This window comes from Tumebacillus avium (assembly GCF_002162355.1).
GTDB lineage: Bacteria > Bacillota > Bacilli > Tumebacillales > Tumebacillaceae > Tumebacillus_A > Tumebacillus_A avium.
The window spans coordinates 1,940,921-1,962,500 of record NZ_CP021434.1; the positions used below are offsets into that span (position 1 = coordinate 1,940,921).

At 57.6% G+C, this 21,580-nt stretch carries 16 protein-coding genes and 1 rRNA gene (1 of these 17 only partly in view); 14 read left to right on the forward strand and 3 right to left on the reverse strand.

The genetic code is table 11. The features are described from left to right. The first annotated feature begins 293 nt into the window (after nt 1-293). The 10 genes from CBW65_RS09250 to CBW65_RS09295 are packed head-to-tail and all read left to right on the forward strand — an operon-like array spanning nt 294 to nt 12,076. A complete protein-coding gene (locus CBW65_RS09250; protein WP_087456580.1) occupies nt 294-1,568 on the forward strand; it encodes a lipopolysaccharide biosynthesis protein in 1,275 nt (424 codons plus the stop codon). After that, on the forward strand, nt 1,534-3,063 hold the full coding sequence (locus CBW65_RS09255) for a hypothetical protein (RefSeq protein ID WP_087456581.1): 1,530 nt from the start codon (nt 1,534-1,536) through the stop codon (nt 3,061-3,063). The genes CBW65_RS09250 and CBW65_RS09255 overlap by 35 nt, the downstream gene beginning before the upstream one ends. Next, entirely contained in the window at nt 3,060-4,241 is a 1,182-nt protein-coding gene (locus CBW65_RS09260) for a glycosyltransferase family 4 protein (protein ID WP_087456582.1), read from the forward strand. The genes CBW65_RS09255 and CBW65_RS09260 overlap by 4 nt, the downstream gene beginning before the upstream one ends. 27 nt (nt 4,242-4,268) lie before the next feature. Further along, nucleotides 4,269-5,291: an NAD-dependent epimerase gene (locus CBW65_RS09265; RefSeq protein WP_087456583.1), complete on the forward strand. Its 1,023-nt coding sequence runs from the start codon at nt 4,269-4,271 to the stop codon at nt 5,289-5,291. Between the two features lies 1 nt (nt 5,292). Next, a complete protein-coding gene (locus tag CBW65_RS09270; RefSeq protein ID WP_087456584.1) occupies nt 5,293-6,570 on the forward strand; it encodes a nucleotide sugar dehydrogenase in 1,278 nt (425 codons plus the stop codon). Further along, a complete protein-coding gene (locus CBW65_RS09275; protein WP_157721854.1) occupies nt 6,558-7,724 on the forward strand; it encodes a glycosyltransferase family 4 protein in 1,167 nt (388 codons plus the stop codon). The genes CBW65_RS09270 and CBW65_RS09275 overlap by 13 nt, the downstream gene beginning before the upstream one ends. A gap of 30 nt (nt 7,725-7,754) precedes the next feature. Next, on the forward strand, nt 7,755-8,366 hold the full coding sequence (locus CBW65_RS09280; protein WP_087456586.1) for a sugar transferase: 612 nt from the start codon (nt 7,755-7,757) through the stop codon (nt 8,364-8,366). Continuing rightward, nucleotides 8,363-8,986 (forward strand): acetyltransferase, encoded by a 624-nt coding sequence (locus CBW65_RS09285; protein WP_232463472.1) that lies wholly within the window; start codon nt 8,363-8,365, stop codon nt 8,984-8,986. Before CBW65_RS09280 ends, CBW65_RS09285 begins: the two co-directional genes overlap by 4 nt. 12 nt (nt 8,987-8,998) lie before the next feature. Continuing rightward, entirely contained in the window at nt 8,999-10,123 is a 1,125-nt protein-coding gene (locus tag CBW65_RS09290) for a DegT/DnrJ/EryC1/StrS family aminotransferase (protein WP_087456587.1), read from the forward strand. 33 nt (nt 10,124-10,156) lie between these two features. Beyond that, nucleotides 10,157-12,076: a polysaccharide biosynthesis protein gene (locus tag CBW65_RS09295; RefSeq protein ID WP_087456588.1), complete on the forward strand. Its 1,920-nt coding sequence runs from the start codon at nt 10,157-10,159 to the stop codon at nt 12,074-12,076. 50 nt (nt 12,077-12,126) lie between these two features. On the opposite strand, the gene CBW65_RS09300 is transcribed toward CBW65_RS09295, so the two are convergent. Continuing rightward, entirely contained in the window at nt 12,127-14,256 is a 2,130-nt protein-coding gene (locus tag CBW65_RS09300) for a coiled-coil domain-containing protein (RefSeq protein ID WP_087456589.1), read from the reverse strand. Between the two features lie 188 nt (nt 14,257-14,444). Then, the gene (locus tag CBW65_RS09305; protein ID WP_157721856.1) at nt 14,445-15,860 is read right to left on the reverse strand and encodes a hypothetical protein; all 1,416 of its coding nucleotides are present in this window, start codon (nt 15,858-15,860) and stop codon (nt 14,445-14,447) included. A gap of 249 nt (nt 15,861-16,109) precedes the next feature. Here CBW65_RS09305 and CBW65_RS09310 point away from each other — a divergent pair, with 249 nt between their 5' ends. The 3 genes from CBW65_RS09310 to CBW65_RS09320 all read left to right on the forward strand — a co-directional run bounded on the left by CBW65_RS09310 (nt 16,110) and on the right by CBW65_RS09320 (nt 19,464). Continuing rightward, on the forward strand, nt 16,110-17,426 hold the full coding sequence (locus tag CBW65_RS09310) for a glucose-6-phosphate isomerase (protein WP_087456591.1): 1,317 nt from the start codon (nt 16,110-16,112) through the stop codon (nt 17,424-17,426). Next, nucleotides 17,423-18,340, forward strand: a complete 918-nt coding sequence (locus CBW65_RS09315; protein WP_157721857.1) for an AlbA family DNA-binding domain-containing protein — start codon at nt 17,423-17,425, stop codon at nt 18,338-18,340. Before CBW65_RS09310 ends, CBW65_RS09315 begins: the two co-directional genes overlap by 4 nt. 224 nt (nt 18,341-18,564) lie before the next feature. Further along, a complete protein-coding gene (locus CBW65_RS09320; RefSeq protein ID WP_087456592.1) occupies nt 18,565-19,464 on the forward strand; it encodes an EamA family transporter in 900 nt (299 codons plus the stop codon). Between the two features lie 65 nt (nt 19,465-19,529). Here the strand turns inward: CBW65_RS09320 and CBW65_RS09325 are convergent, their stop codons facing one another. Next, nucleotides 19,530-19,982: a hypothetical protein gene (locus CBW65_RS09325; protein ID WP_087456593.1), complete on the reverse strand. Its 453-nt coding sequence runs from the start codon at nt 19,980-19,982 to the stop codon at nt 19,530-19,532. A gap of 324 nt (nt 19,983-20,306) precedes the next feature. Here CBW65_RS09325 and CBW65_RS09330 point away from each other — a divergent pair. Beyond that, nucleotides 20,307-21,580 (forward strand): 16S ribosomal RNA (locus CBW65_RS09330); it runs 273 nt beyond the window's last position.

Sequence of the window (21,580 nt, forward strand, 5' to 3'; positions counted from 1 at the left end):
AGTTTTTCATCTCATGATCCCTCCCTGTCCTATGTTGACATGGTTGGAATTACAAAACAATGTTTGTATATTTAACAAAACCGAAACGAGAACGATACTCAAAATAGCTAATGTTATTAAATGAGGAAATTGTAACTAATTGTCGACATTCCACGAATCTATCAGAGAATTTGCAGGCAGATATGGTATAATAACCTCGTAGAGTTCTACTCTAATGCATATTAAAAAACTATATAGTTACTGCTAATGTAACTAAAATTAAATGAAATGCCACTGGGGGATTTGAGAGGAAGATGGCTTTTTCGCTGCGACGGAACTTTTCTTGGACGATCGGAGGGAATCTGGGGTATACGGCGTGCCAGTGGGGGATGATGGTCGCTTTGGCACAGCTGGGGAATCCGGAGATGGTCGGGCAATATGCGCTTGGGCTGGCGCTGACCGCGCCGGTGGTGCTGTTTCTGAACTTGCAGCTGCGCATGGTGCAGGCAACAGACGCACAGCGCTCGTACCGCTTCGCCGACTATCTCGGGCTGCGGCTGCTCATGGCGCTGCTGTCACTCCTCGTCATCGCCGGCCTCACCCTCATACTCGGCTATGACCCGGCCACCGCTGCCGTCGTTCTGCTCGTCGGCTTGGCCAAAGCTTTCGAAGCGGTGTCTGACGTGTATTACGGGCTGTTCCAACAGCGCGAACGGATGGACCTCGTCTCGAAATCGCTGGTACTGCGCGGCACCGGCACGCTGCTCCTGTTTGTGATCTGCCTGTTCGTGACAGGCTCGGTGATCTGGGCATCGGCTGCCCAAGCGCTGTTTTGGCTGATCAGCCTGGCCTTTTACGACGTGAAAAATGGCAATCTCCTCGCCCGCACCGCGCCGGAGCCGTTTGGCGCCAAGCCCGGTTTTGCCAGCGTTCGCCTGTGGAGCCTCGCCCGGCTGGCGCTGCCGATGGGCATCGCGTCCCTGCTGACCAACTTGAACTTCAACGTGCCGCGCTACTTCATTGAGCAGCAGCTGAGCGTCGCCGAACTCGGCATCTATGCAGCCTTGGCCTACTTGTGGCTGGCCAACCAGACGATCATCAACGCGCTGGGACAGACCGCCTCTTCCAGACTGGCAGCTTACTACCAAAGCAACCGCTCGCATTATAAAAAGCTGCTTCTCAAACTGGCGGCGCTGGGCGCGGGTCTTGGGGCATTTGGCGTACTGTGCGTCTGGCTGTTTGGCGAATGGTTCCTGCGGTTCTCCTACGGTCCGGAGTATGCGGCGCACAACGACGTGCTGCTGGTGCTGATGATCGGCTCCGGCCTCTCCAACCTGTCGTCGATCTTCTGGTACGGCGCGACGGCCGCCCGCCTGTTCAAGGCGCAGGTACCGTTGTTCGCGCTGATGACCGTGGTCGTGACGGTCGTCTCCTGGATGCTGATCCCGGTGCAAGGCATCATGGGCGCAGCGGTGGCGATGACCGCAAGCTACGCGTTTCTGACCTTGGCGACGTTTGGTCTCAACCTCTACGCGCTGGGCAAGGGGGGACGAAATGACGAATCTGCAACAATTGCATCTGCGAGCTAGAACCGATCGTCATGAAGCCAACATGCGCGTCCTGAGCTACGTCCTGCCGTTTTACATCGTGGCGGTGCTGTTCACCTGGCTCGTCTTCAAAGACGCGCGCTATCTGCACTGGTTTCTCGTGCCGATTGGGCTCAGCGGGCTGATCGTACTGATCGACGCGGTGAACTGGATGACCGGGCGGTACGACCTGTTCGACCCGGCCGGCATCCTCGGACTGTTCATGGCGCACTTTTTCTTCTCGGCGCCGCTGATGCACATCACGTATGACTACTGGATGCGCTACGTCATCCCGCCGTCCGACTGGCGGGACTGGCTGGGCTGGATGGCCTGGCTGAATTTCCTCGGACTGGTCATCTACCGGGTGATCCGCGACTTCGGCTTCAGCACCAAAAGCAAGCCGAAGATGACCATGAAGTGGAAGATCAACCGCAAACGGCTGCTGCTGCTCCTGGCCGCGGGTCTTGCGGTGACCGGCGCTTTGCAGATGCTCGTCTACGCGCAAAGTGGCGGGATCGTCGGCTACATCACCGCATTTGAAGAAGGGTCTGCCGAAAACTTCAAAGGCATGGGCTTCGTGTTTATGATCTCGGAAAGTTTCCCGATTCTCTTCCTGATGTTCTGGGTGATCATCACGCAGAACAAAAAATGGGCGAAGAGCTGGGTGATGATCATCGCGATCCTCGCCGTTTATTTTATTCTCAAACTGCTGTTCGGCGGCCTGCGCGGTTCCCGCTCAAACACGATCTGGGGACTGTTCTGGGCAGCGGGGCTGATCCACCTCTGGGTGCGCCCGATGACCAAGCAATTTATCGCCGTCGCGATGGTGTTCCTCATCTCGTTTATGTACATCTACGGCTTCTACAAAGCAGGCGGCACAGAAGGCATCCAGGCGCTGATGCAAGGCGGCTCTGCGAAGGAAGAATTGCAGTCCTCGCACAACCGCGGCATCGAGACCACCTTGCTCGCCGACCTCGGACGAAGTGACGTCCAGGCGTTCCTGCTCTACCGGCTGAACATCCCCGACAACGGGTTCAAATACGCTTGGGGCCGCACCTACATCGGCTCGGTGACCTTGCTGATCCCGGCTTCGCTTTGGCCGGGACGGCCGGAGACCAAGCTCAAAGAAGGCACGGAACTTCAATACGGCTCACTCGAAGACTCGCCGGGGCAGAAGTACTCCTCGCGGATCTATGGCCTGACCGGGGAAGCGATGCTCAACTTCGGCATCTTCGCCGCCCCGGCCGCCTTTATCATCTTTGCGGTGTACGTCAGGCGGCTGCGCGTCTGGATGCTGACGTGGGACAAAGATGACAGCCGGATGCTGATCCTGCCGTTTTTGATCAACCTGAGTCTGCTCATGCTCGGCTCGGACGGCGACAACATCGTCTTCGTTCTGATCAAAAACGGGGCGGTGCCGTTTATGATCCTCTTCCTCGCTTCGAAAAAAGAAATGGTGTTTCACAACGCGCTGGAACAAAAGGAGATTGCCCGATGAAACTGTTAGTCGCACTGGAAGCACATTTTTACCGCACACCGGACGGCCGGGTCTGGAATGACTCGGTCTCGGACGCCTCGTTTTGGCAGCGCTACCTGAACGTCTTCGAGGAGGTCCTCGTCGTCGCCCGCGTCAAGCAGGTCGAGACGAACGACCCGAAATGGAAGCTGTCCAGCGGCGACAACGTCGAGTTCTGGTGCCTTCCCGACTATCAGGGCCCGTGGCAGTATCTGAAACAGCGCCGCGCCTTGCAGGACGAGGTCAAGAAGGCGGTCAAAACCTGCGACGCGATCATGCTCCGCGTGCCCGGCGCGATCGGGACGCTGGTCTGGAACGTCGTGAAAAAAACGAACAAGCCGTACGCCTGCGAAGTGGTCGGCGACCCGTGGGACTCGCTGGCGCCGGGCACGGTGAAGAGCATCGCCCGCCCGTTGGCGCGGGTGATGACCACCTGGAACCTGAAGCGCCAATGCGAGCAGGCGGACGGTGTCTCCTATGTGACAGAAAAAACGCTGCAGCGCCGCTATCCGAACCGGGCCGCTTTTTACACGCATTACTCGTCGATCGAGCTGCACGACATCGCCTATGCCGATTCGCCGCGCACCGAAGCGCCGCAAGGGGAAGTGCGCATCTTTAACGCCGGCAGCATGGCGACGCTCTACAAAGCGCAGGACGTGCAGATTCAAGCCCTGCACAAGCTCCGCGAGCTAGGGGTCAACGCCAAGCTGGTCCTCGCCGGTGACGGCGTCTGCCGGGCGCAGTTTGAAGAAGTGGCGGCATCCTTAGAGGTTTCGGACAACGTGGAATTTTTAGGACTGTTGCCGGGAGCGGAAGCGGTCAGACAGGAACTTGACCGTTCCGACCTGTTCATCTTGCCGTCGCGCACCGAAGGCCTGCCGCGCGCGGTGATCGAAGCGATGGCGCGCGGACTGCCCTGTGTCGGCACCAACGTCGGCGGGATCCCGGAACTGCTGGAGAGTGACGACCTCGTGCCGGTGGAAGATGCCGCCGCACTGGCCGAACGCATCGCCGTCATGCTGCAGGACGCCAAGCTCTATACGGAACGCTCCGAACAGAACTGGCAAAAAGCAAAAGATTATCACGCAAACCTGCTCAGCGAGCGCCGCACCACATTTTACACCCGCTTGCGGCGTTTGGCCGAGCAGCGCACCCGCTAAGGGTACGGGGGAAAGGGGCATCACACAATGGGGAACAAACAAAAGGTGCTGATCACCGGCGCGGCCGGTTTTATCGGGTCGCATCTGGCGATCCGCCTGCTGTCTGAAGGGGCAGAAGTCGTCGGGATCGACAACCTGAACGATTATTATGATGTGCAATTGAAGCGCGACCGCCTGGCCCGCTTTCAGGATCATGACAATTTCACCTTGGTGCAGACCTCGCTGGAAGACCGCGAGACGGTGGAGCAGGTGTTTGCCGAACATCAATTTGACACGGTGATCAACCTCGCGGCGCAGGCCGGTGTCCGCTACTCGCTGGAAAACCCGCGCGCCTACATCGACTCCAACGTGGTTGGCTTCCTGAACATCTTGGAAGGGTGCCGCCATCACAAGGTCAAGCATCTGATCTACGCGTCTTCGTCCTCCGTCTACGGGGCGAACACCAAGATGCCGTTTTCCGTGCATCAAAACGTCGACCATCCGCTTTCCCTGTATGCGGCGACGAAAAAATCGAACGAGCTGATGGCCCATACATACAGCAATCTGTTTGGGCTGCCGACGACAGGGCTGCGCTTCTTCACCGTCTACGGACCGTGGGGACGCCCGGACATGGCCCTGTTCCTGTTCACGAAAGCCATTCTGGAAGGCAAGCCGATCAAAGTGTTCAACAACGGCGAGATGAAGCGCGACTTCACGTTTGTCGATGACATCGTGGAAGGCATCGCCCGCCTGACGCACAAGACACCGGAGCCGAACCCGGAATGGTCCGGCGATGCGCCCGATCCGGGCACCTCGTACGCGCCGTACAAGATCTACAACATCGGCAACAACTCGCCGGTGCAACTGTCCTACTTTATCGAAACGATCGAAAAAGCGGTGGGGAAGACGGCGATCAAAGAGCTGCTTCCGCTGCAGGACGGCGACGTTCCGGCGACCTTCGCCAACGTGGACGACCTGATGCGCGATGTGGACTTCAAACCGGCCACCCCGATCGAAGAGGGCATCGGCAAATTTGTCGCTTGGTACAAAGATTACTACGGGGTGAACTAAGATGAGAAAGATCGCGATAGTAGGGCTCGGCTATGTTGGCTTGCCGGTGGCAGCCGCGTTTGGGGAAGTGGTGCCGGTGCTGGGTTTTGACATCAACCAGCATCGCGTGGACACGCTGAAGCAAGGCTATGACTACACCAATGAAATGTCGGCCGAGGAATTGGCCCGCACGCAGATCGACTACACCGCCGATCCGGCGCGCCTCGCAGAAAGCGACTTCATCATCGTCGCGGTGCCGACGCCGATCGATCAGGCCAAGAAACCCGATCTGACCCCGCTGATCAAAGCATCGGAGACGGTCGGCAAACATCTGGCAAAAGGCACGATCGTCGTCTACGAATCGACCGTCTATCCGGGCACGACCGAAGAAGTCTGCGTGCCGATTCTGGAGCGTCTCTCCGGACTCACCGCAGGCGTTGACTTTTTTGTCGGATACTCGCCGGAGCGGATCAACCCGGGCGACAAAGAGCACACCTTCACCAGCATCGTCAAAGTCGTCTCCGGCATGAACGAAGACACCTTGCAGATCGTCGCCGACACCTACGGCATGGTCGTGCAGGCCGGCGTCTACCGCGCGTCTTCGATCAAAGTGGCCGAAGCGGCGAAAGTTATCGAAAACACGCAGCGCGACTTGAACATCGCTTTGATGAACGAGTTGGCGATCATCTTTGACCGCCTCGGCATCGACACCAGCGAAGTGCTGGCGGCGGCGGGCACGAAATGGAACTTCCTGCGCTTTACGCCAGGTCTGGTCGGCGGGCATTGCATCGGCGTTGACCCGTACTACCTGACCTACAAGGCGGAAAGCATCGGCTACCACCCGCAAGTGATCCTCGCGGGACGCCGCATCAACGACTCGATGGGCAAGTTTATCGCCACTTCGCTCGTCAAACAGCTCGCTCTGCAGAATAAACTGATCCAAGGCGCACGCGTCTCCGTGCTGGGCCTGACGTTCAAAGAAAACGTCACCGACCTGCGCAACTCCCGCGTCATCGACATCATCGAAGAGCTCCGCGAGTTCGGCGTGCAAGTCACTGTCACCGACGCGCTTGCCGACGGCGAAGAAGCGCTGCATGAGTACGGCCTGCCTCTGATCCCGCTCGAACAGTTGCCCCCGGCCGACGCCGTGGTGGTCGCCGTGCCGCACCAAGCGTACCGCGATCTCGGCTGGAACGGCGTGCAAGGCCTGCTGGAGAACGGCACCGGCGTTGTTGTCGACGTGAAAAACATGCTGGAACAGCGCGAGTGCCCGGAAGGTGTCGTCTTGTGGAGACTGTAGTCCGCTCACAGCCCAAAGCAGCTTTTGTTGCTTCTGTGTACCGCCATTTTGAATTGTTTCATCTCCCGTTTCTAACCGGGCTGCAAGAGCAAGGCTACGAGGTTCACGTCTACGCCTCTCCTGATTACGCCAAAGCGCCTCTCGAAGCGCGCGGGCTGATCTGCCATGATGTCCACTTCGAACGGAGCCCGTTCCAGCCGAAGAACATCAAGGCGCTCAAAGAGCTGGTGCAGTCGTTTCGCGCAGAAAAATTCAGTTTGGTGCATGTCCACACCCCGGTCGCGTCCATCCTCGGCCGGATCGCCGCCCGGATCACAGGCGTGCCAAGCGTGCTGTATACGGCACATGGATTCCACTTTTTTGACGGGGCGCCCAAAGCGAACTGGCTGCTGTTCGCCCCGGTGGAGTGGCTGATGGCACGGGAGACCGACGTGCTGCTGACGATCAATCAGGAAGACTACGCGCGGGCGCAAAAGTTCCCCGTGCGCGGGGATGTGCTGTATGTGCCGGGCGTAGGGCTGGATACGACCGTGTTCCAGCCGGGCGAAGAAACGGCCGCAGGGGTCAGAGCCCGGCTGCGCGGTGAGCTTGGCGTGGCGGAGGACGAACTGCTCATCCTCTGCGTGGCCGAGCTGAACGCGAACAAGAACCAGCCGCAGCTGTTCGAAGCGATGAAACAGCTGCAAGAGCAAGGCGTCGCTGCCCGCTGCCTGCTCGTCGGTGTCGGCGAGTCGGAAGAGCTGTACAAACAGCAGGTCGCAGCGATGGGGTTGAGCGGCAGGGTCACCTTCCTCGGGTACCGGCTGGACATCCCCGACCTGATGCAGGCGGCCGATGCGGCCACGTTATTGTCAAAACGCGAAGGGCTGCCGCGCTCCGTGATGGAAGCGATGGCGGCAGGTCTGCCGATCGTGGCGACCGATGTGCGGGGCAACCGCGACCTGGTGCAGGACGGCGAGAATGGGTATCTCGTGGCGCCGGGGGATGCGAAGGCCACCGCAGACGCTTTTTCCAAACTAGACAAAGATCCGGCGATGCGCTTGGCAATGGGGCAGCGCAGCCGGGAGCTGGCTGCACAGTACGACATCGCGATCATCCGTTCGGAGATGATGCGGGTCTACGCAGAAGCAGCCGCACAGGGAAAATTGGGTTAGAGTACTGTTGCTGACGGGGTGGGGTAAATGATGAAACGGTTGTTCGATCTGACGGTATCTGCCGTCTTGCTGCTGGTGTTGTCTCCGGTGATCCTGATCACAGCGTATCTGATCCGGCAAAAGCTCGGATCGCCTGTGCTCTTCAAACAGGAGCGTCCGGGACTGCACGGCAAGATCTTTTCTCTCTATAAATTCCGTTCGATGACCGACGAGCGCGATGAAAACGGCGAACTGCTGCCCGATGATGTGCGGCTGACGGCGTTTGGCAAACTGGTGCGCAAGACCAGCCTCGATGAGCTGCCGCAGCTGTTTAACGTGCTGAAAGGCGACATCTCGCTGGTTGGTCCGCGCCCGCTGCTCAAAGAGTACCTGCCGCTCTACACGGAGGAGCAGGCGCGCCGCCACCATGTGAAGCCGGGCATCACCGGCTGGGCGCAGGTCAACGGGCGCAACGCGATCTCGTGGGAAGAGAAATTCAGGCTCGATGTCTGGTATGTGGATCACCAGTCGTTTGGGCTGGACTTGAAGATTTTGTTCATGACCCTGATGAAAGTGGTGCGCTCCGAAGGCGTCAACCAGGCCGGGCATGTGACGATCTCCAAGTTTCAGGGAAAGCAGGGGCAAAGGAGCCAAACGACGTGACGGCCAAGCTGATCATCATCGGCATGGGCGGCCACAGCAAAGTGGCTGCCGACGTAGCGCGCCGCAGCGGCTATGAGCTGCTGGGCTTTCTGGACAATCGTGAGCCTGCCGTACCGCATGGGGCGTATCTGGGACCGGTGGACGATTTCCCGTATGAGGAGCACCGTGACACACAGTTTTTTGTCGGGATCGGCAGCAATGCGGTTCGGCAAAAGGTGGCCGGGCGGTTGGCGGCACGCGGTGTGGAATTTGCCACATTGATCGACCCGTCGGCGATTCTCGGCAGCGGCGTGATGATCGGCAGCGGGACCTTGGTGATGCCCGGGTGCATCATCAATGCGGACAGCAGGATCGGGCAGCAGGTGATCCTGAATACGGCGGCGACGGTCGATCATGACTGCGTGGTCGGAGACTATGCACACCTGTCGCCCGGCGTTCATCTGGCCGGAGCGGTGCAGATCGGGGCGCTGACCCATGTCGGCATCGGCGCTTCGGTGATTCAAACGGTGCAGATCGGGGCGCGCGCGGTGATTGGCGCCGGCGCTGCCGTGGTGCGGAACATCCCGGACGATGTGACGGCAGTTGGCGTGCCGGCCAAAGTTATCAAAACGAACAGTTGAGGAGAGACGATCATGATTCCACTTTCGGGACCGGATATTACACAACGCGAGAAAGATCTCGTCATGGAAGTACTCGACTCGGGCATTTTGGGGCTCGGGCCGAAGATGAAGCAGTTTGAACAGATGATGGCCGAGTATGTGGGCGTCAAACATGCGATCTCCTGCAACAGTGGGACAAGCGGTCTGCATATGCTGATCGCGGCGATGGGAATTGGCGAAGGCGATGAAGTGATCACCACCTCGTTTTCCTTTGTGGCGTCGGCGAACTGCATTTTGTTTGAGCGTGCCGTGCCTGTTTTTGTCGACATCGACGAAAAGACGTACAACCTCGATGTGACACAGATCGAAGCGAAGATCACGCCGAAGACGAAGGCGATTTTGCCGGTGCATGTGTTTGGCCAGCCGGCGAACATGGACGAGATCCGCGCTTTGGCGAAAAAGCACAACCTGTGGGTGATCGAAGATTCCTGTGAAGCGATCGGCGGGGAGTGGAACGGCGAGCGCGTCGGCGGTTTGGGCGATGCCGGGGTGTTTGCGTTTTATCCGAACAAGCAGATGACGACCGGCGAAGGCGGCATCATCGTCACCAACAATGACGAGATCGCGGAACTCTGCCACTCGATCCGCAACCAGGGGCGCGGCGAAGACGGCCTGTGGCTGTCCCATGTGCGCCTTGGCTACAACTTCCGGATGGACGAGCTGAGCGCGGCGCTCGGCGTGGCGCAGTTGGAGCGTATCGACGAGATCCTGGCCAAGCGCGATGCGGTGGCGAAGATGTATTCGGAGAAGCTGAAGGACGTGGCGGAAGTGATTTTGCCGCATGTGGAAGACAACGTGAAGATGAGCTGGTTCGTCTATGTGATCCGCTTTGCGGAAGATGTGGACCGCGATCTGGTCATGGAGCGTCTGAGCAAGCGCGGCGTTGGCTGCCGTCCGTATTTTACGCCGATTCACCTGCAGCCGTTTTATGTGGAGCGCTTTGGGTACAAGCGCGGCGATTTCCCGGTGACGGAGCGTGTGGCCGACAAGACGCTGGCGATTCCGTTTTTCAACAATCTGACCGAAGCGCAGGTTGATGAAGTGGTGGCGGCGATCAAAGAAGAGATTGCAAACGCAAAGGAGCCGGCTGCGCTCTAACAGCAGCAGGGGGTCAATAGGGGGGAGAGTCGGGTGAATTATCGCCTGCGATTGGTGACGCTTGGCACGCTTGATGTGTGCATTGCTGCGATGGCAGTAACGCTGGCGTATTTTTTGCGCTTTGACTTTCAAGTGCTGCCCGAATATTTTGTGGCGTTCCCGTATGTGGTGCTCCTGCATGCGGCGTTGACGCCGATCGTCTTTTATTCGATGAAAATGTACCATTCGGTGCTGCAGTATGCGAGCATTGGGGAATTGAAAAATATTTTGCGGGCCACAGTTGTGGCCGGGCTGATTTTTGCACTGATTCATCAGATGATTCATTTGGAGTTTGAATGGTTTAAAGTCCCGCGCACCATCTTGCTGCTGTCCTGGGTGCTCACCGTGCTTGGAGTCGGCGGTTCGCGTCTGGCGTGGCGCATCTTCCGCGATTCGGTGATGCGCAGCGAGCCGAACCATCCGCGCGTGCTGATCGTTGGTGCGGGCAGCGCCGGCGCGTTGATCGCACGCGAGCTGAAGACGTCGCCGTATTCGACGCTGAACCCGGTCGCGTTTATCGATGACGACCGCAAGAAGCGGGGCTTGGCGATCCTCGGCCTGCCGGTGGTAGGGGGCCGGGAAGCGATCCAGTACGCGGTGGAGAAGTACGGGGTGCAGAAGATCCTGATCGCGATTCCGTCGGCTCAGGAGACGGAGATCGCGGCGATTCTCGACATCTGCAAGCGCACCACCTGCCAGATCAAAACGTTGCCGCGCGTGTCTGACATCGCGGCCGGCAAAGTGTCGGTGAACATGATTCGCGAAGTCAGCGTCGAGGATTTGCTCGGTCGTGAGGCGGTGCAGGTCGATCTGGAAGGCGTGGCGAGCTATGTGGCCGGGCAAGTGGTGCTGGTCACCGGCGCGGGCGGCTCGATCGGGTCGGAGCTGTGCCGGCAGATCAGCAAGTTTGCGCCGCAGCAGCTGCTCTTGCTCGGGCATGGGGAGAACTCGATCTATGAGATCGAGCTGGAGCTGCGCGGCAAGTTTCCGGCGCTGCCGCTGGCGACGATCATCGCCGACATTCAGGATCGCAAGCGGCTGAATGCGGTGTTTGACGCGTACCGGCCAAGCGTGGTGTTCCATGCGGCGGCGCACAAGCATGTGCCGCTGATGGAGCGCAACCCGCAGGAAGCGATCAAGAACAACGTCTTGGGGACAAAAAATGTTGCGGAGTGTGCGCATGAGTATGGGGCGAGCCGCTTTGTGATGATTTCGTCCGACAAGGCGGTCAATCCGACTTCGGTGATGGGTGTATCGAAGCGGGTGGCGGAGATGATCATTCAGGGGCTGGACCGGATCTCGGAGACGCAGTTTGTCGCCGTGCGTTTTGGCAATGTGCTGGGGAGCCGGGGCAGTGTGATCCCGATCTTCAAGCGGCAGATTCAAGCGGGCGGTCCGGTGACGGTGACGCATCCGGATATGGTGCGGTACTTCATGACGATTCCGGAAGCATCGCAGCTGGTGATTCAGGCCGGTGCCTTGGCGGAAGGCGGGGAGATCTTTATCCTCGACATGGGGGAGCCGGTGAACATCGCCGATCTGGCGCGCGACTTGATCCGCTTGAGCGGGTTCCGGCCGGATGAGGATATTGAGATCGTCTACACGGGCATTCGTCCGGGGGAGAAGCTGTTCGAAGAGATTTTGACCAACGAAGAGGGCACAGAGGAGACCAAGCACAACCGGATTTTCGTGGGGCGCCCGCTGGACTTTTCGTGGGAGGAATTGCAGTTTATGATCAAACGCCTCGCAGGGGCGGCGTTTGCGCCCGACGTAGAGAGCAAGGCGGAGGAGATCAAAGCCCTGTTCAAAGCGATCGTGCCGACCTATCTGTGGCAGCCGAAAGACGAAGCTGTTGTGCTGGCGATGCAGGAGATCCAAGCCTCGCTCGCCGAAGCGGCTGCGCATCGGGAATAAGAGGGGAAAAGAAAACCGCTTACTCATGGAGAGTAAGCGGTTTTGTTGTGTTATTTGGGTGCGTCGGCAGCATCGTAGTTGAATTGGACTTTGTCGACGTTGATGTAGTCGTTGAAGCCGGATGGATCACCTTTTAGGTAAAGGCGTTCAATCTTGACGACGTGCGTGCCGTTGGTCAGACCGGCTTTTTCAAAGACGACCTGTGTGTTGAGCGCGACCGGATTGTAGAAGTTGATCTCTACCGGTGCCAGATCATCAAGAGTCAGCAATGCTTTGCCTTGATACTTTTGTTTGTATCCAAAGACGCGGACCGAGGTCCCGCTGAATTGGAAGGTGACGGTGTCTTTCGGATTCGGGGCAGTGTAGGCCAAGGTTGACCACTTCAGCGTGCCATTGCTGTAACTGCCGGTGACCGAGGACCAGTTGCCGGTGTAGGTGAAGACGGGATCGTTGTCTTCCGCTTCTTTGTAAGTCGGCGCTGGCGGTGTGGTGCCGCCGCCGGGGTCGGTGCCCGGATCCGGATCGGTGCCGTCGTCTGGCTGGGCCAATTCGGAAACTTTCGTCTCCAGTGTGGTGACACGGCCGTCGACTCCGGTCAGGTCGGTGCGGATGCCATTGACGTTGGTGGTCAAGGTGGTCAGGTTGTTGCTCTGGGTCTGCACGTCGCCCTGCAGGGTGGTGACAGTGCTGGTAAGCCCAGAAGAGGCGGTTTGCAGAGCGTTGATCGACGCATCGTGTCCGGTGAGTTGATCAACCAGGGATTGGATCTGCGTGTCGTACCCCTCTTTGAATGAAATAAAGGCGAGATCTTGCAATTCGTTGGCCTTGAACAACTCGTCGAGCTTCGTCGTGATCGCCGTGTTCAAAGCTGCGAGGTCGTCGGCGAGCTTCGTCTTCAGGTCGTTCAACTCTTTGGTGAGCACGGTGTTCAAGTTTTCGATGTTCTCCGCAAGCGTGGTGTCCTGCTCTTGTCGAGCGGTTGTTTCCTGTGCGAGAGCGAATGCCAGATCGCCGTCTGCTTCAGACCGTGCCTTGCTCTCATCGTCCAAATCCGTTGTCAGCTTGTTGTCCGCAAGGGTGCGGGCATCTGCTTCATCGGTTAGCGCTTGGGAGAGCAAGGTGTCTTCAGCGGCGCGATCGGCGATCTCATTGCTGATCGCAGTGTTCGCCGCAGCGATGTCTCCATCGAGCAGGGTGTCCTTCCCCTTCAGCGCGGCGATGTCGGTGCCGTGCGTAACGCCTTGGCTGGTCAGGTCGTCGATCTTGCCCTTGTTGGTGGTCGCCAGCGTAGTCAGCGACTCAAGGCTGATCTCATGAGCTTCCTTGGCATCTTCCAGCGTGTCGATGGACGTTTGCAAAGCCGATTTTGCGGTCTCCAGCTCGCCGATGCGCGTTTCGAGCGCATCCATCACCTCGTTGTCGGTGAAGTCTTCGAGCGCGGTGATCTTGAGGCTTTGCGCGTACAAGGCGCTGCTGACACCGCCGATCATGTTCGAGTTGTCCTGGTTGGCCTTCTTCAAAGCCTCCAGGTTGTTCTTCAAGGCGGTTGACGCCTGAAGCACATCTTCGAACTGATCTGCATACAGCTGCGAATCCATTTCAAGGCCTGCAATCTGTTGCCCATAAGTAGCGGTGACAGATTGGAGTCCATCTATCTCAGAGGATTGAATCGCGGTGATGTTCCGCAGTTCCTTCACATTCTGCCGGTCGGTCTTGGCTGCCGCAAACAGGTCCTTGATGTTGCGCTCCTGATCAGCGGCTTTCGCTTTCAAATCGGTGATGCCTTCCTGGTGGGATGAAGACTGGGTCTGAAGGCGCTCCATCTGCTGATGCTGATCTGCAGCCTGTGCCTGAAGCTGTGCGATCTGTCCTTGATACTCGGACGTGCTCTGCTCCTGACTGGTCAGTTGGGTCTGCAGAGTCTGGATCACCTGGTCCTGATTCGTTACCCGGGCGGTCAATTTCTTAATCTGGTCCTCCAAACGGGAGAGATCAGCCGGTACTCCGGGATTGTCGGCAGCGGTGTTGTTATTCTGTTGTGACGACGTCGTGACGGACTCGCTTCCGGCTGCTTGGCTGGCTGTCGAAGGCGGCAATTCAGGCCCGCTGAAGACAAACGCCAAGACGGCCGTCGCAATCGCGAGGGGCGCCATGATTAGCGTCGTGTTGGCAGCTTTCATCTCATACTCCTTCCCCCTGCACTCGAAAGTGTCTATCCCCAACCTCATTATGCCTTGTATCTATAAACCTAGTCAATAAGTAGTAGTTTAAATAAACAATTTTAATCCTGATACGACGAAAGTTCCTCCAAATCGACAAAAAACCACACGTTCATGTCGAACGTGTGGTTCTCCGGTCCTGTGAAATTTTACTCTACTACGATCTTGTCGATGTTGATGTTGGAGTTGAGCGCAGCGCCGTTCTTGTTGCCGGTCGCTACGATCTCGACGGTGTGTTCGCCCAGTTCCAGGCCGGAAGCGGTGAACAGCACTTGCTTGTAGAGGGTGGAAGCGTTGAAGTAGTCGATGCTGCCTACTTTGTTGCCGTCCACGAAGACGTCAGCGATGCCCATGTACTTGGACTTGTAGCCGACAACTTGCAGCGCGGAACCGGTGAAGTTCACTTTGAAGGACGCGCCTTTGGTGCCGGTGTACTTGACAGCGCCGCCGCTGTTTTGCGGAGCGGCGAAGTCGGTCCAAGCGCCGGTATAGGTGATCAGCGCGGAACCTTCTTCATAGTCGCCTTTTGCAGTCGGAACCGGAGTCGGCTTGGTCGGCACGGTCGGGTCCGGAAGCTGCGGCAGGACAACATCGTCAGTCGGCTTGGTCGGCACGGTCGGGTCGGTGCCCGGAGCCGGCTGGGTCGGGTCGGTGCCCGGAGTCGGCTGGGTCGGGTCGGTGCCCGGAGCCGGCTGAGTCGGGTCGGTGCCCGGAGTCGGCTGGGTCGGGTCGGTGCCCGGAGTCGGCTGAGTCGGATCAGTGCCCGGAGTTGGTTGGGTCGGCTCGGTGCCCGGGTCGGGCTGAGTCGGTGTGGTGTTGTCGCCCGGCAACTGCGGGTTGGAACCGAGGTTTGCAAGTTTCGCTTCCAGTGCAGCCAGTTGCGTCTGCAGGCTCGCGATCACTTCTTGCTGAGTCGCAACGTGCGAGTTCAGCTGGCCGATCACGCCGGTGTAGTCGGTGGTCTGCAGGTTGTTCAGACGGTTTTGCAGCTCGATGATCTGTGCGGCTTGTGCATCATTTTCCGTTTGCAGAGCGTTTGCTTTGTTCTGCCAAGCCGGAAGCTGCGCTTCGTAGCCTTTGATCAGCTCGCCTGTTTGGAGCAGTTGGGACTTAAGCCCGGCAATCACTCCGTCTTGCGTGGTGGAACGGGTGTTCAGAGTTTGAATCAGCTGGTCTTGAGCCGCCGATTTCGACTGCAGGGAGCTAAGGGCGGTCGTTTGCTCCGCCGATTTGGTCTCCAGCGTCTTGATCTGCTTCACTTGATCGGCCGATGTTGTTTGCAGCGACTTGATCACTTGTTCTTGTTGTGCATTTTCAGCTTTCAGTTGTGCGATCAGTTGGTCTTGCGAGGTTACTTTGCCCTGCAGGGTGCCGACAGTCGACTGCTGCGTTGTAAATGCGTCCTTAAGTTCTTCAAACTCCGATTGCAATGCGGTCAACTGAAACGGAATCCCAGTTCCGTTCTCGTTGCCAAAGCCAGCAGCTTGTCCGTTTGTAACCGCCAGCATGGATGCTACCAGGCCAACCCCGATAGCTCCAAGAAGCCAGTTCTTAGGTGCTCTCATTTGTTACCCCTCCCCAAAATATAGGTCTTTAGTACCCCTTATTGCTATTTTGAGTGCGCTGAAAGATTTTGTCAATGAGAAATATTAATAATTTTCTTGGGAGTGCAATGAAGTGGGTTAACGGAGTAAATAAACCCATTTTAATAGTGGGAAAATTCGACCTTGTTCGTGTTAAACGTCCGGATGAAGTATGAGGCGAGAGGACTGGTCATATGGATAAATCAAAAGGAGTCCGAAAGGGGTCGAACGATGTCGAAACTTCATGTCGAATTTCCAGCAGCCGCTATGTACACGGACGGAAGCCGGACGGCCGACTGGCAGGCCGCAGCAAAGCGTGCGCACGACCAGCTGCACGGGCGCAGCGGCCCCGGACAGGAATGGCTCGGCTGGCTCGACCCGCCGTCCCCGGATGATGAGGAAACAAGGCGCATCGCCGAGGCGGCCGAAGAGATTCGGGCCCGCGCCGATGCGCTGCTCGTCATCGGCATCGGAGGTTCCTATGCAGGAGCCCGTGCCGCGATCGAACTGCTCACGCCTCCTTTTTCCAGCCAACTCCCCCGGGAGCAGCGCAAAGGTCCGGACGTTTATTTTCTGGGACAAAATCTTTCCGCTTCCTATATAAATAGTGTTTTGTCGATTCTTGCCGACAAGGATGTCGAAATCAATGTCGTTTCCAAATCGGGGACGACAACCGAACCGGCGCTCGCGCTGCGCATCGCCCGCGAATGGATGATCAAAAAATACGGCCGGCAGGAAGCGGCCACACGCATCATCGCGACGACCGACCGCACACAAGGCGCACTCCGCCGTTTTGCGGAAAGCGAAGGCTGGAGAATGTTGGCGGTGCCTGCTGACGTGGGCGGGCGATATTCTGTGCTGACGGCAGCCGGACTGTTGCCGATGAGCGTGGCCGGGCTGAAGATCGGGGAGATGCTTTTGGGGGCGCAGGAAGCAAGCGTTGAGTACGCCATGCCCGATCTGGATGCGAACGGCTGCTACCGCTATGCCGTCTGGCGCAATGAGCTGTACCGGCAAGGCAAACAGATCGAGTTGCTGGCGGCGTACGAACCGGCGTTTTGCGCGTTTGCGGAGTGGTGGAAACAACTGTTTGGGGAGAGCGAAGGCAAGGATGGCAAAGGGATCTTTCCGGCTGCTGCGCAGTTCTCGACCGATCTGCATTCGCTGGGGCAATACATCCAGGACGGTCCGCGCCACATGTTTGAAACGGTGCTGTGGGTGGAGCTGACGGGAAGCGAGCTGCTGGTGCCATTTATCGAGGAAGATCCGGACGGCTTGAATTACCTGACCGGCAAAAGCGTATGCGAAGTGAACGAACAGGCGTATCGGGGCACGATCGAAGCGCATCAGGACGGGAAGGTGCCGAATCTGCTTTTGACGCTGGCGCAATTGGATGAGCGTCATGTCGGGCACTTGTTTTATTTTTTTGAGAAGGCGTGTGCGCTGAGCGGATACCTGCTGGGGGTCAATCCGTTTGACCAGCCGGGCGTGGAAGCGTACAAGGGGAAGATGTTCAAACTGCTGGGTAAACCGGGTTGGACAGTATGAACCAGCTCATCCATTGCCGGTTTGTCGCTGTGTTAAAACAGGTCGAGGAGCATGACGTGCAGCTGCGGCTGTTTCACGAGGTGGAGCGGGCCGGACTGCCGCTTTTTAAAGAGCGGATTCGCAAAAAGCTGGTCATGCCGCGCGTGTATTTCGATGCGCTGCTGCAGGCGGGGGTGTTTGTGCTGGAAAGCGGAGGTCCGCTGTATCAGCCGGAGCAGACGGAGTGCGGGGTGGGGTTTGACATCCATGCGCTGGGACGGAAAGTGCAGTTTGACATCTGTCTGCACGCGGAATTGCACCAATTGTGGCAGGACGTGCGCTACCGGATCGAAGACGTGGTGCTCGACCAGGACGTGTTTGAGTCGTACACATACCGGCTGCGGGCGATCTCGCGGTATTTGTACTTGGGACGGGAAGACAATGTGTTTCGGGCGGTTGCGCGGGAGGAGAATCAGGAGATTGAGTTCAAGCTGGATTTTCAGAACTCGAAGGAAAAGATCCTGAAATCGGTCGTGGCGTTTGCCAACTCGAACAACGGCAACCTGTATCTCGGGATCAGTGACGACAAGCGGATCGTCGGGATCAATCATGAGATCGCGCGGTATGGCAGCGAAGACCGCTATCTGCTGGCGGTGACGTCGCTTTTGCATGCGCGGATTTATCCGCTTTTGTCCCCGTTTCCGGAGGTGCGCATCCTGACGGCAAACGGGCGGAAGATTGTGCACCTGTATGTCCCGGTCGGCACGGCGATGTATTCGGTGCTCGACACGATCGGCGGCGGACAGCAAAGGCGGCGGGTGGCGGTGAAGCAGAACAACCAGTCGGTGTGGGTGGATGACCCGTATGTGATCGCCGAGCTGTACATCAAGCGGCGCATCGGGCCGCATACGGCGTCAACGTTAGGCTTATTGTGAGCACGACCCGGCTTCCTTATGTGGGAGGTCCGGGTCTCTTTTTTTTGTCTGGGATGGTGGAGGTGTGATTGTCTCATCTTATATAGTAGAGAGCGGTCTGCTTTTTCTGCACTGCTTTTGCGCCACTTTATTGTGATACTGCGATATCGTGCATAGGTTAACGAAGTAGTGTATGATCGGTATTCTGTGCAGATGTTTTTGAGATCAGAGAAGGTGGGATAGGAATGAGCCGCACGTGGGCGATTTTGTTTGTATTGATAGGCGGGGCAAGCTACGGCTTGATCTCGCCGGTGATAAAGATGGCGTACGAAGCCGGGTTTACGCCGGGGGATGTGACGTCCTCGCAGTATTTCATGGCGACGGCGGTCTTGCTGTTGATCTCCGCGTTTCAGTTCCGTCATTTTAAGCAGCTGACGGGGCGGGATGTGCTCTTGTTTATTTTTCTCGGGGTGCTGTCGACCGGCACCAGCGTGTTTTATTATCTGGCGCTGGCCGATTTGCCAGCGTCGCTGGCGATCGTGCTGCTGTTCCAGTTTGCGTGGATTGTCATGCTGATCGATTTTCTGGTCACGCGCAAGAAGCCAAACAAAGCCAAATGGGCGGCGCTGGTGCTGATTTTGGCGGGGACGGTGTTTGCGGTTGACCTGTTGCATGCCAATTGGGGCGCGGTGTCGATGACCGGTCTTGTGCTTGGCCTGCTGTCTTCGGTGACGTACAGCACGTTCTTGTATTTCACCAGCTATGTTCGCGCGGGGACTTCGCCGTGGGTGAACAGCGCGATCATCGCGATGGCATCGACGGTGGTAGTATTCTTCGTGTTCCCGCCGACGTTTTTGTGGAACGGGACGCTGTGGGACGGGCTGTGGTTCTGGGCGCTCCTGATCGGGGCGCTGGGGCAGATCTTCCCGCCGGTGTTCTTTAACATCGGGATTCCGAGAGTGGGCGGCTCGCTGGCCGGCGTGCTTGGCTCGATCGAGCTGCCGGTGGCGGTGATTGCGGCTTTTGTGATCTTGCGCGAACATGTCGCCGGTGTGCAATGGGTTGGGATCTTGCTGATCCTGGCTGGGATCGTTGTATCGGAACTGCGGATGCGTTCGCGGCGCCGGGATATGGCGCAGGCGTAGAGTTCGTGTAGATTTAGTAGATGAGAGAACCCTGTTCGCGAGTGTGCGGGCAGGGTTCTTTTTGTTTAGTTGATTTGAAATTCGACGTTGTCCTTGACGTTGTACGGCTGATGGTTGTTGGTGTGCAGTGTCGCTTCGAGCGAGTGTTTGCCTTTGGTGAGGTTGTTCAGGACATAGGTGTTCTCTTTGACCCCGATGCGCGTGACGCTGCCATCGACGAAGAGGTGGATGTGACCTTCACCGGGGATGTGCATGCTGCTGTAGTGTTCGGGCGCAAGTTTGAAGTTGGCGGTTTGGAAGGTGATCGTCGCGCTGGTGCCGGAGACGTCGACTTTCATATTGAGTGTCGGTGTCGCCGGCGCTTTGTCACTGAGCGCAGCAGCGGTCGGAGCGTCTTGGGGCTGTTGCTGGGTCGGAGTGATCTTTTCTTTGGGACCGCAGCCGGTGAGCAGCGCGGCTGAGAGCAAGGCTGCGGTGAATGCGAGTGTGTAGTTGTGTTTTGGTTTGTGCAAGGACATAGGTGAGGCTCCTTTTTAGGTGATATATTCGTATAGAAACAGGATGGTCAATGCAGAAGCGAGATAGACAGGCAATTTGTTTGAGTTTGTTTGCAGAGCGAGATTGAGGGAACAGCGGCGGCGTGATAATATGTTCCTTGTCGCCGCGAGAGACGCGGTGATGAAAAAGAAACGGAAACTTCCAGTTGACTTTATGGGGCTAGATGTGGTATATTAACTCTTGTCGCCGCGAGAGACATGCGGTGGTGGAAGCGATTGATCCTTGAAAACTAAACGAGTGTTACAGAGAGATGACGCGAGTCAGAGATACAAACTTTTTCAACTTTTATTGAGAGTTTGATCCTGGCTCAGGACGAACGCTGGCGGCGTGCCTAATACATGCAAGTCGAGCGGACTGATTTGGAGCTTGCTCCGAAGATGTTAGCGGCGGACGGGTGAGTAACACGTGGGCAACCTGCCCGACAGACCGGGATAACGCTTGGAAACGAGTGCTAATACCGGATAGGCTTTTCCTTCGCATGAGGGAGAAGAGAAAGAAGCTTTCGCTTCACTGTCGGATGGGCCCGCGGCGCATTAGCTAGTTGGTGAGGTAACGGCTCACCAAGGCGACGATGCGTAGCCGACCTGAGAGGGTGACCGGCCACACTGGGACTGAGACACGGCCCAGACTCCTACGGGAGGCAGCAGTAGGGAATCTTCCACAATGGGCGCAAGCCTGATGGAGCAACGCCGCGTGAATGATGAAGGCCTTCGGGTTGTAAAATTCTGTCTTCTGTGAAGAACAAGTGTGAGAAGAGAATGCTCACACCCTGACGGTAACAGAGGAGGAAGCCCCGGCTAACTACGTGCCAGCAGCCGCGGTAATACGTAGGGGGCAAGCGTTGTCCGGAATCACTGGGCGTAAAGCGCGCGCAGGCGGCCATTTGCGTCCGGGGTGAAAGCCCAAGGCTCAACCTTGGGATTGCCTTGGATACGGGATGGCTTGAGGATCGGAGAGGCAAGGGGAATTCCACGTGTAGCGGTGAAATGCGTAGAGATGTGGAGGAACACCTGTGGCGAAGGCGCCTTGCTGGCCGATTTCTGACGCTGAGGCGCGAAAGCGTGGGGAGCAAACAGGATTAGATACCCTGGTAGTCCACGCCGTAAACGATGAGTGCTAGGTGTTGGGGGGTACCACCCTCAGTGCCGAAGCTAACGCATTAAGCACTCCGCCTGGGGAGTACGGTCGCAAGACTGAAACTCAAAGGAATTGACGGGGGCCCGCACAAGCAGTGGAGCATGTGGTTTAATTCGAAGCAACGCGAAGAACCTTACCAAGACTTGACATCCCGCTGACCGGTTTAGAGATAGACTTTCCCTTCGGGGCAGCGGTGACAGGTGGTGCATGGTTGTCGTCAGCTCGTGTCGTGAGATGTTGGGTTAAGTCCCGCAACGAGCGCAACCCCTAAATTGTGTTGCCATCATTTAGTTGGGCACTCACAATTGACTGCCGGTGACAAACCGGAGGAAGGCGGGGATGACGTCAAATCATCATGCCCCTTATGTCTTGGGCTACACACGTGCTACAATGGGCGGTACAAAGGGTTGCGATGCCGCGA

Coding starts and splice junctions, on each gene's coding strand:
- CBW65_RS09250 (WP_087456580.1), top strand. CDS start 294: ATGGCTTTTTCGCTGCGACGGAACTTTTCTTGGACGATCGGAGGGAAT.
- CBW65_RS09255 (WP_087456581.1), top strand. CDS start 1,534: ATGACGAATCTGCAACAATTGCATCTGCGAGCTAGAACCGATCGTCAT.
- CBW65_RS09260 (WP_087456582.1), top strand. CDS start 3,060: ATGAAACTGTTAGTCGCACTGGAAGCACATTTTTACCGCACACCGGAC.
- CBW65_RS09265 (WP_087456583.1), top strand. CDS start 4,269: ATGGGGAACAAACAAAAGGTGCTGATCACCGGCGCGGCCGGTTTTATC.
- CBW65_RS09270 (WP_087456584.1), top strand. CDS start 5,293: ATGAGAAAGATCGCGATAGTAGGGCTCGGCTATGTTGGCTTGCCGGTG.
- CBW65_RS09280 (WP_087456586.1), top strand. CDS start 7,755: ATGAAACGGTTGTTCGATCTGACGGTATCTGCCGTCTTGCTGCTGGTG.
- CBW65_RS09290 (WP_087456587.1), top strand. CDS start 8,999: ATGATTCCACTTTCGGGACCGGATATTACACAACGCGAGAAAGATCTC.
- CBW65_RS09300 (WP_087456589.1), bottom strand. CDS start 14,256: ATGAAAGCTGCCAACACGACGCTAATCATGGCGCCCCTCGCGATTGCG.
- CBW65_RS09305 (WP_157721856.1), bottom strand. CDS start 15,860: ATGAGAGCACCTAAGAACTGGCTTCTTGGAGCTATCGGGGTTGGCCTG.
- CBW65_RS09310 (WP_087456591.1), top strand. CDS start 16,110: ATGTCGAAACTTCATGTCGAATTTCCAGCAGCCGCTATGTACACGGAC.
- CBW65_RS09315 (WP_157721857.1), top strand. CDS start 17,423: ATGAACCAGCTCATCCATTGCCGGTTTGTCGCTGTGTTAAAACAGGTC.
- CBW65_RS09320 (WP_087456592.1), top strand. CDS start 18,565: ATGAGCCGCACGTGGGCGATTTTGTTTGTATTGATAGGCGGGGCAAGC.
- CBW65_RS09325 (WP_087456593.1), bottom strand. CDS start 19,982: ATGTCCTTGCACAAACCAAAACACAACTACACACTCGCATTCACCGCA.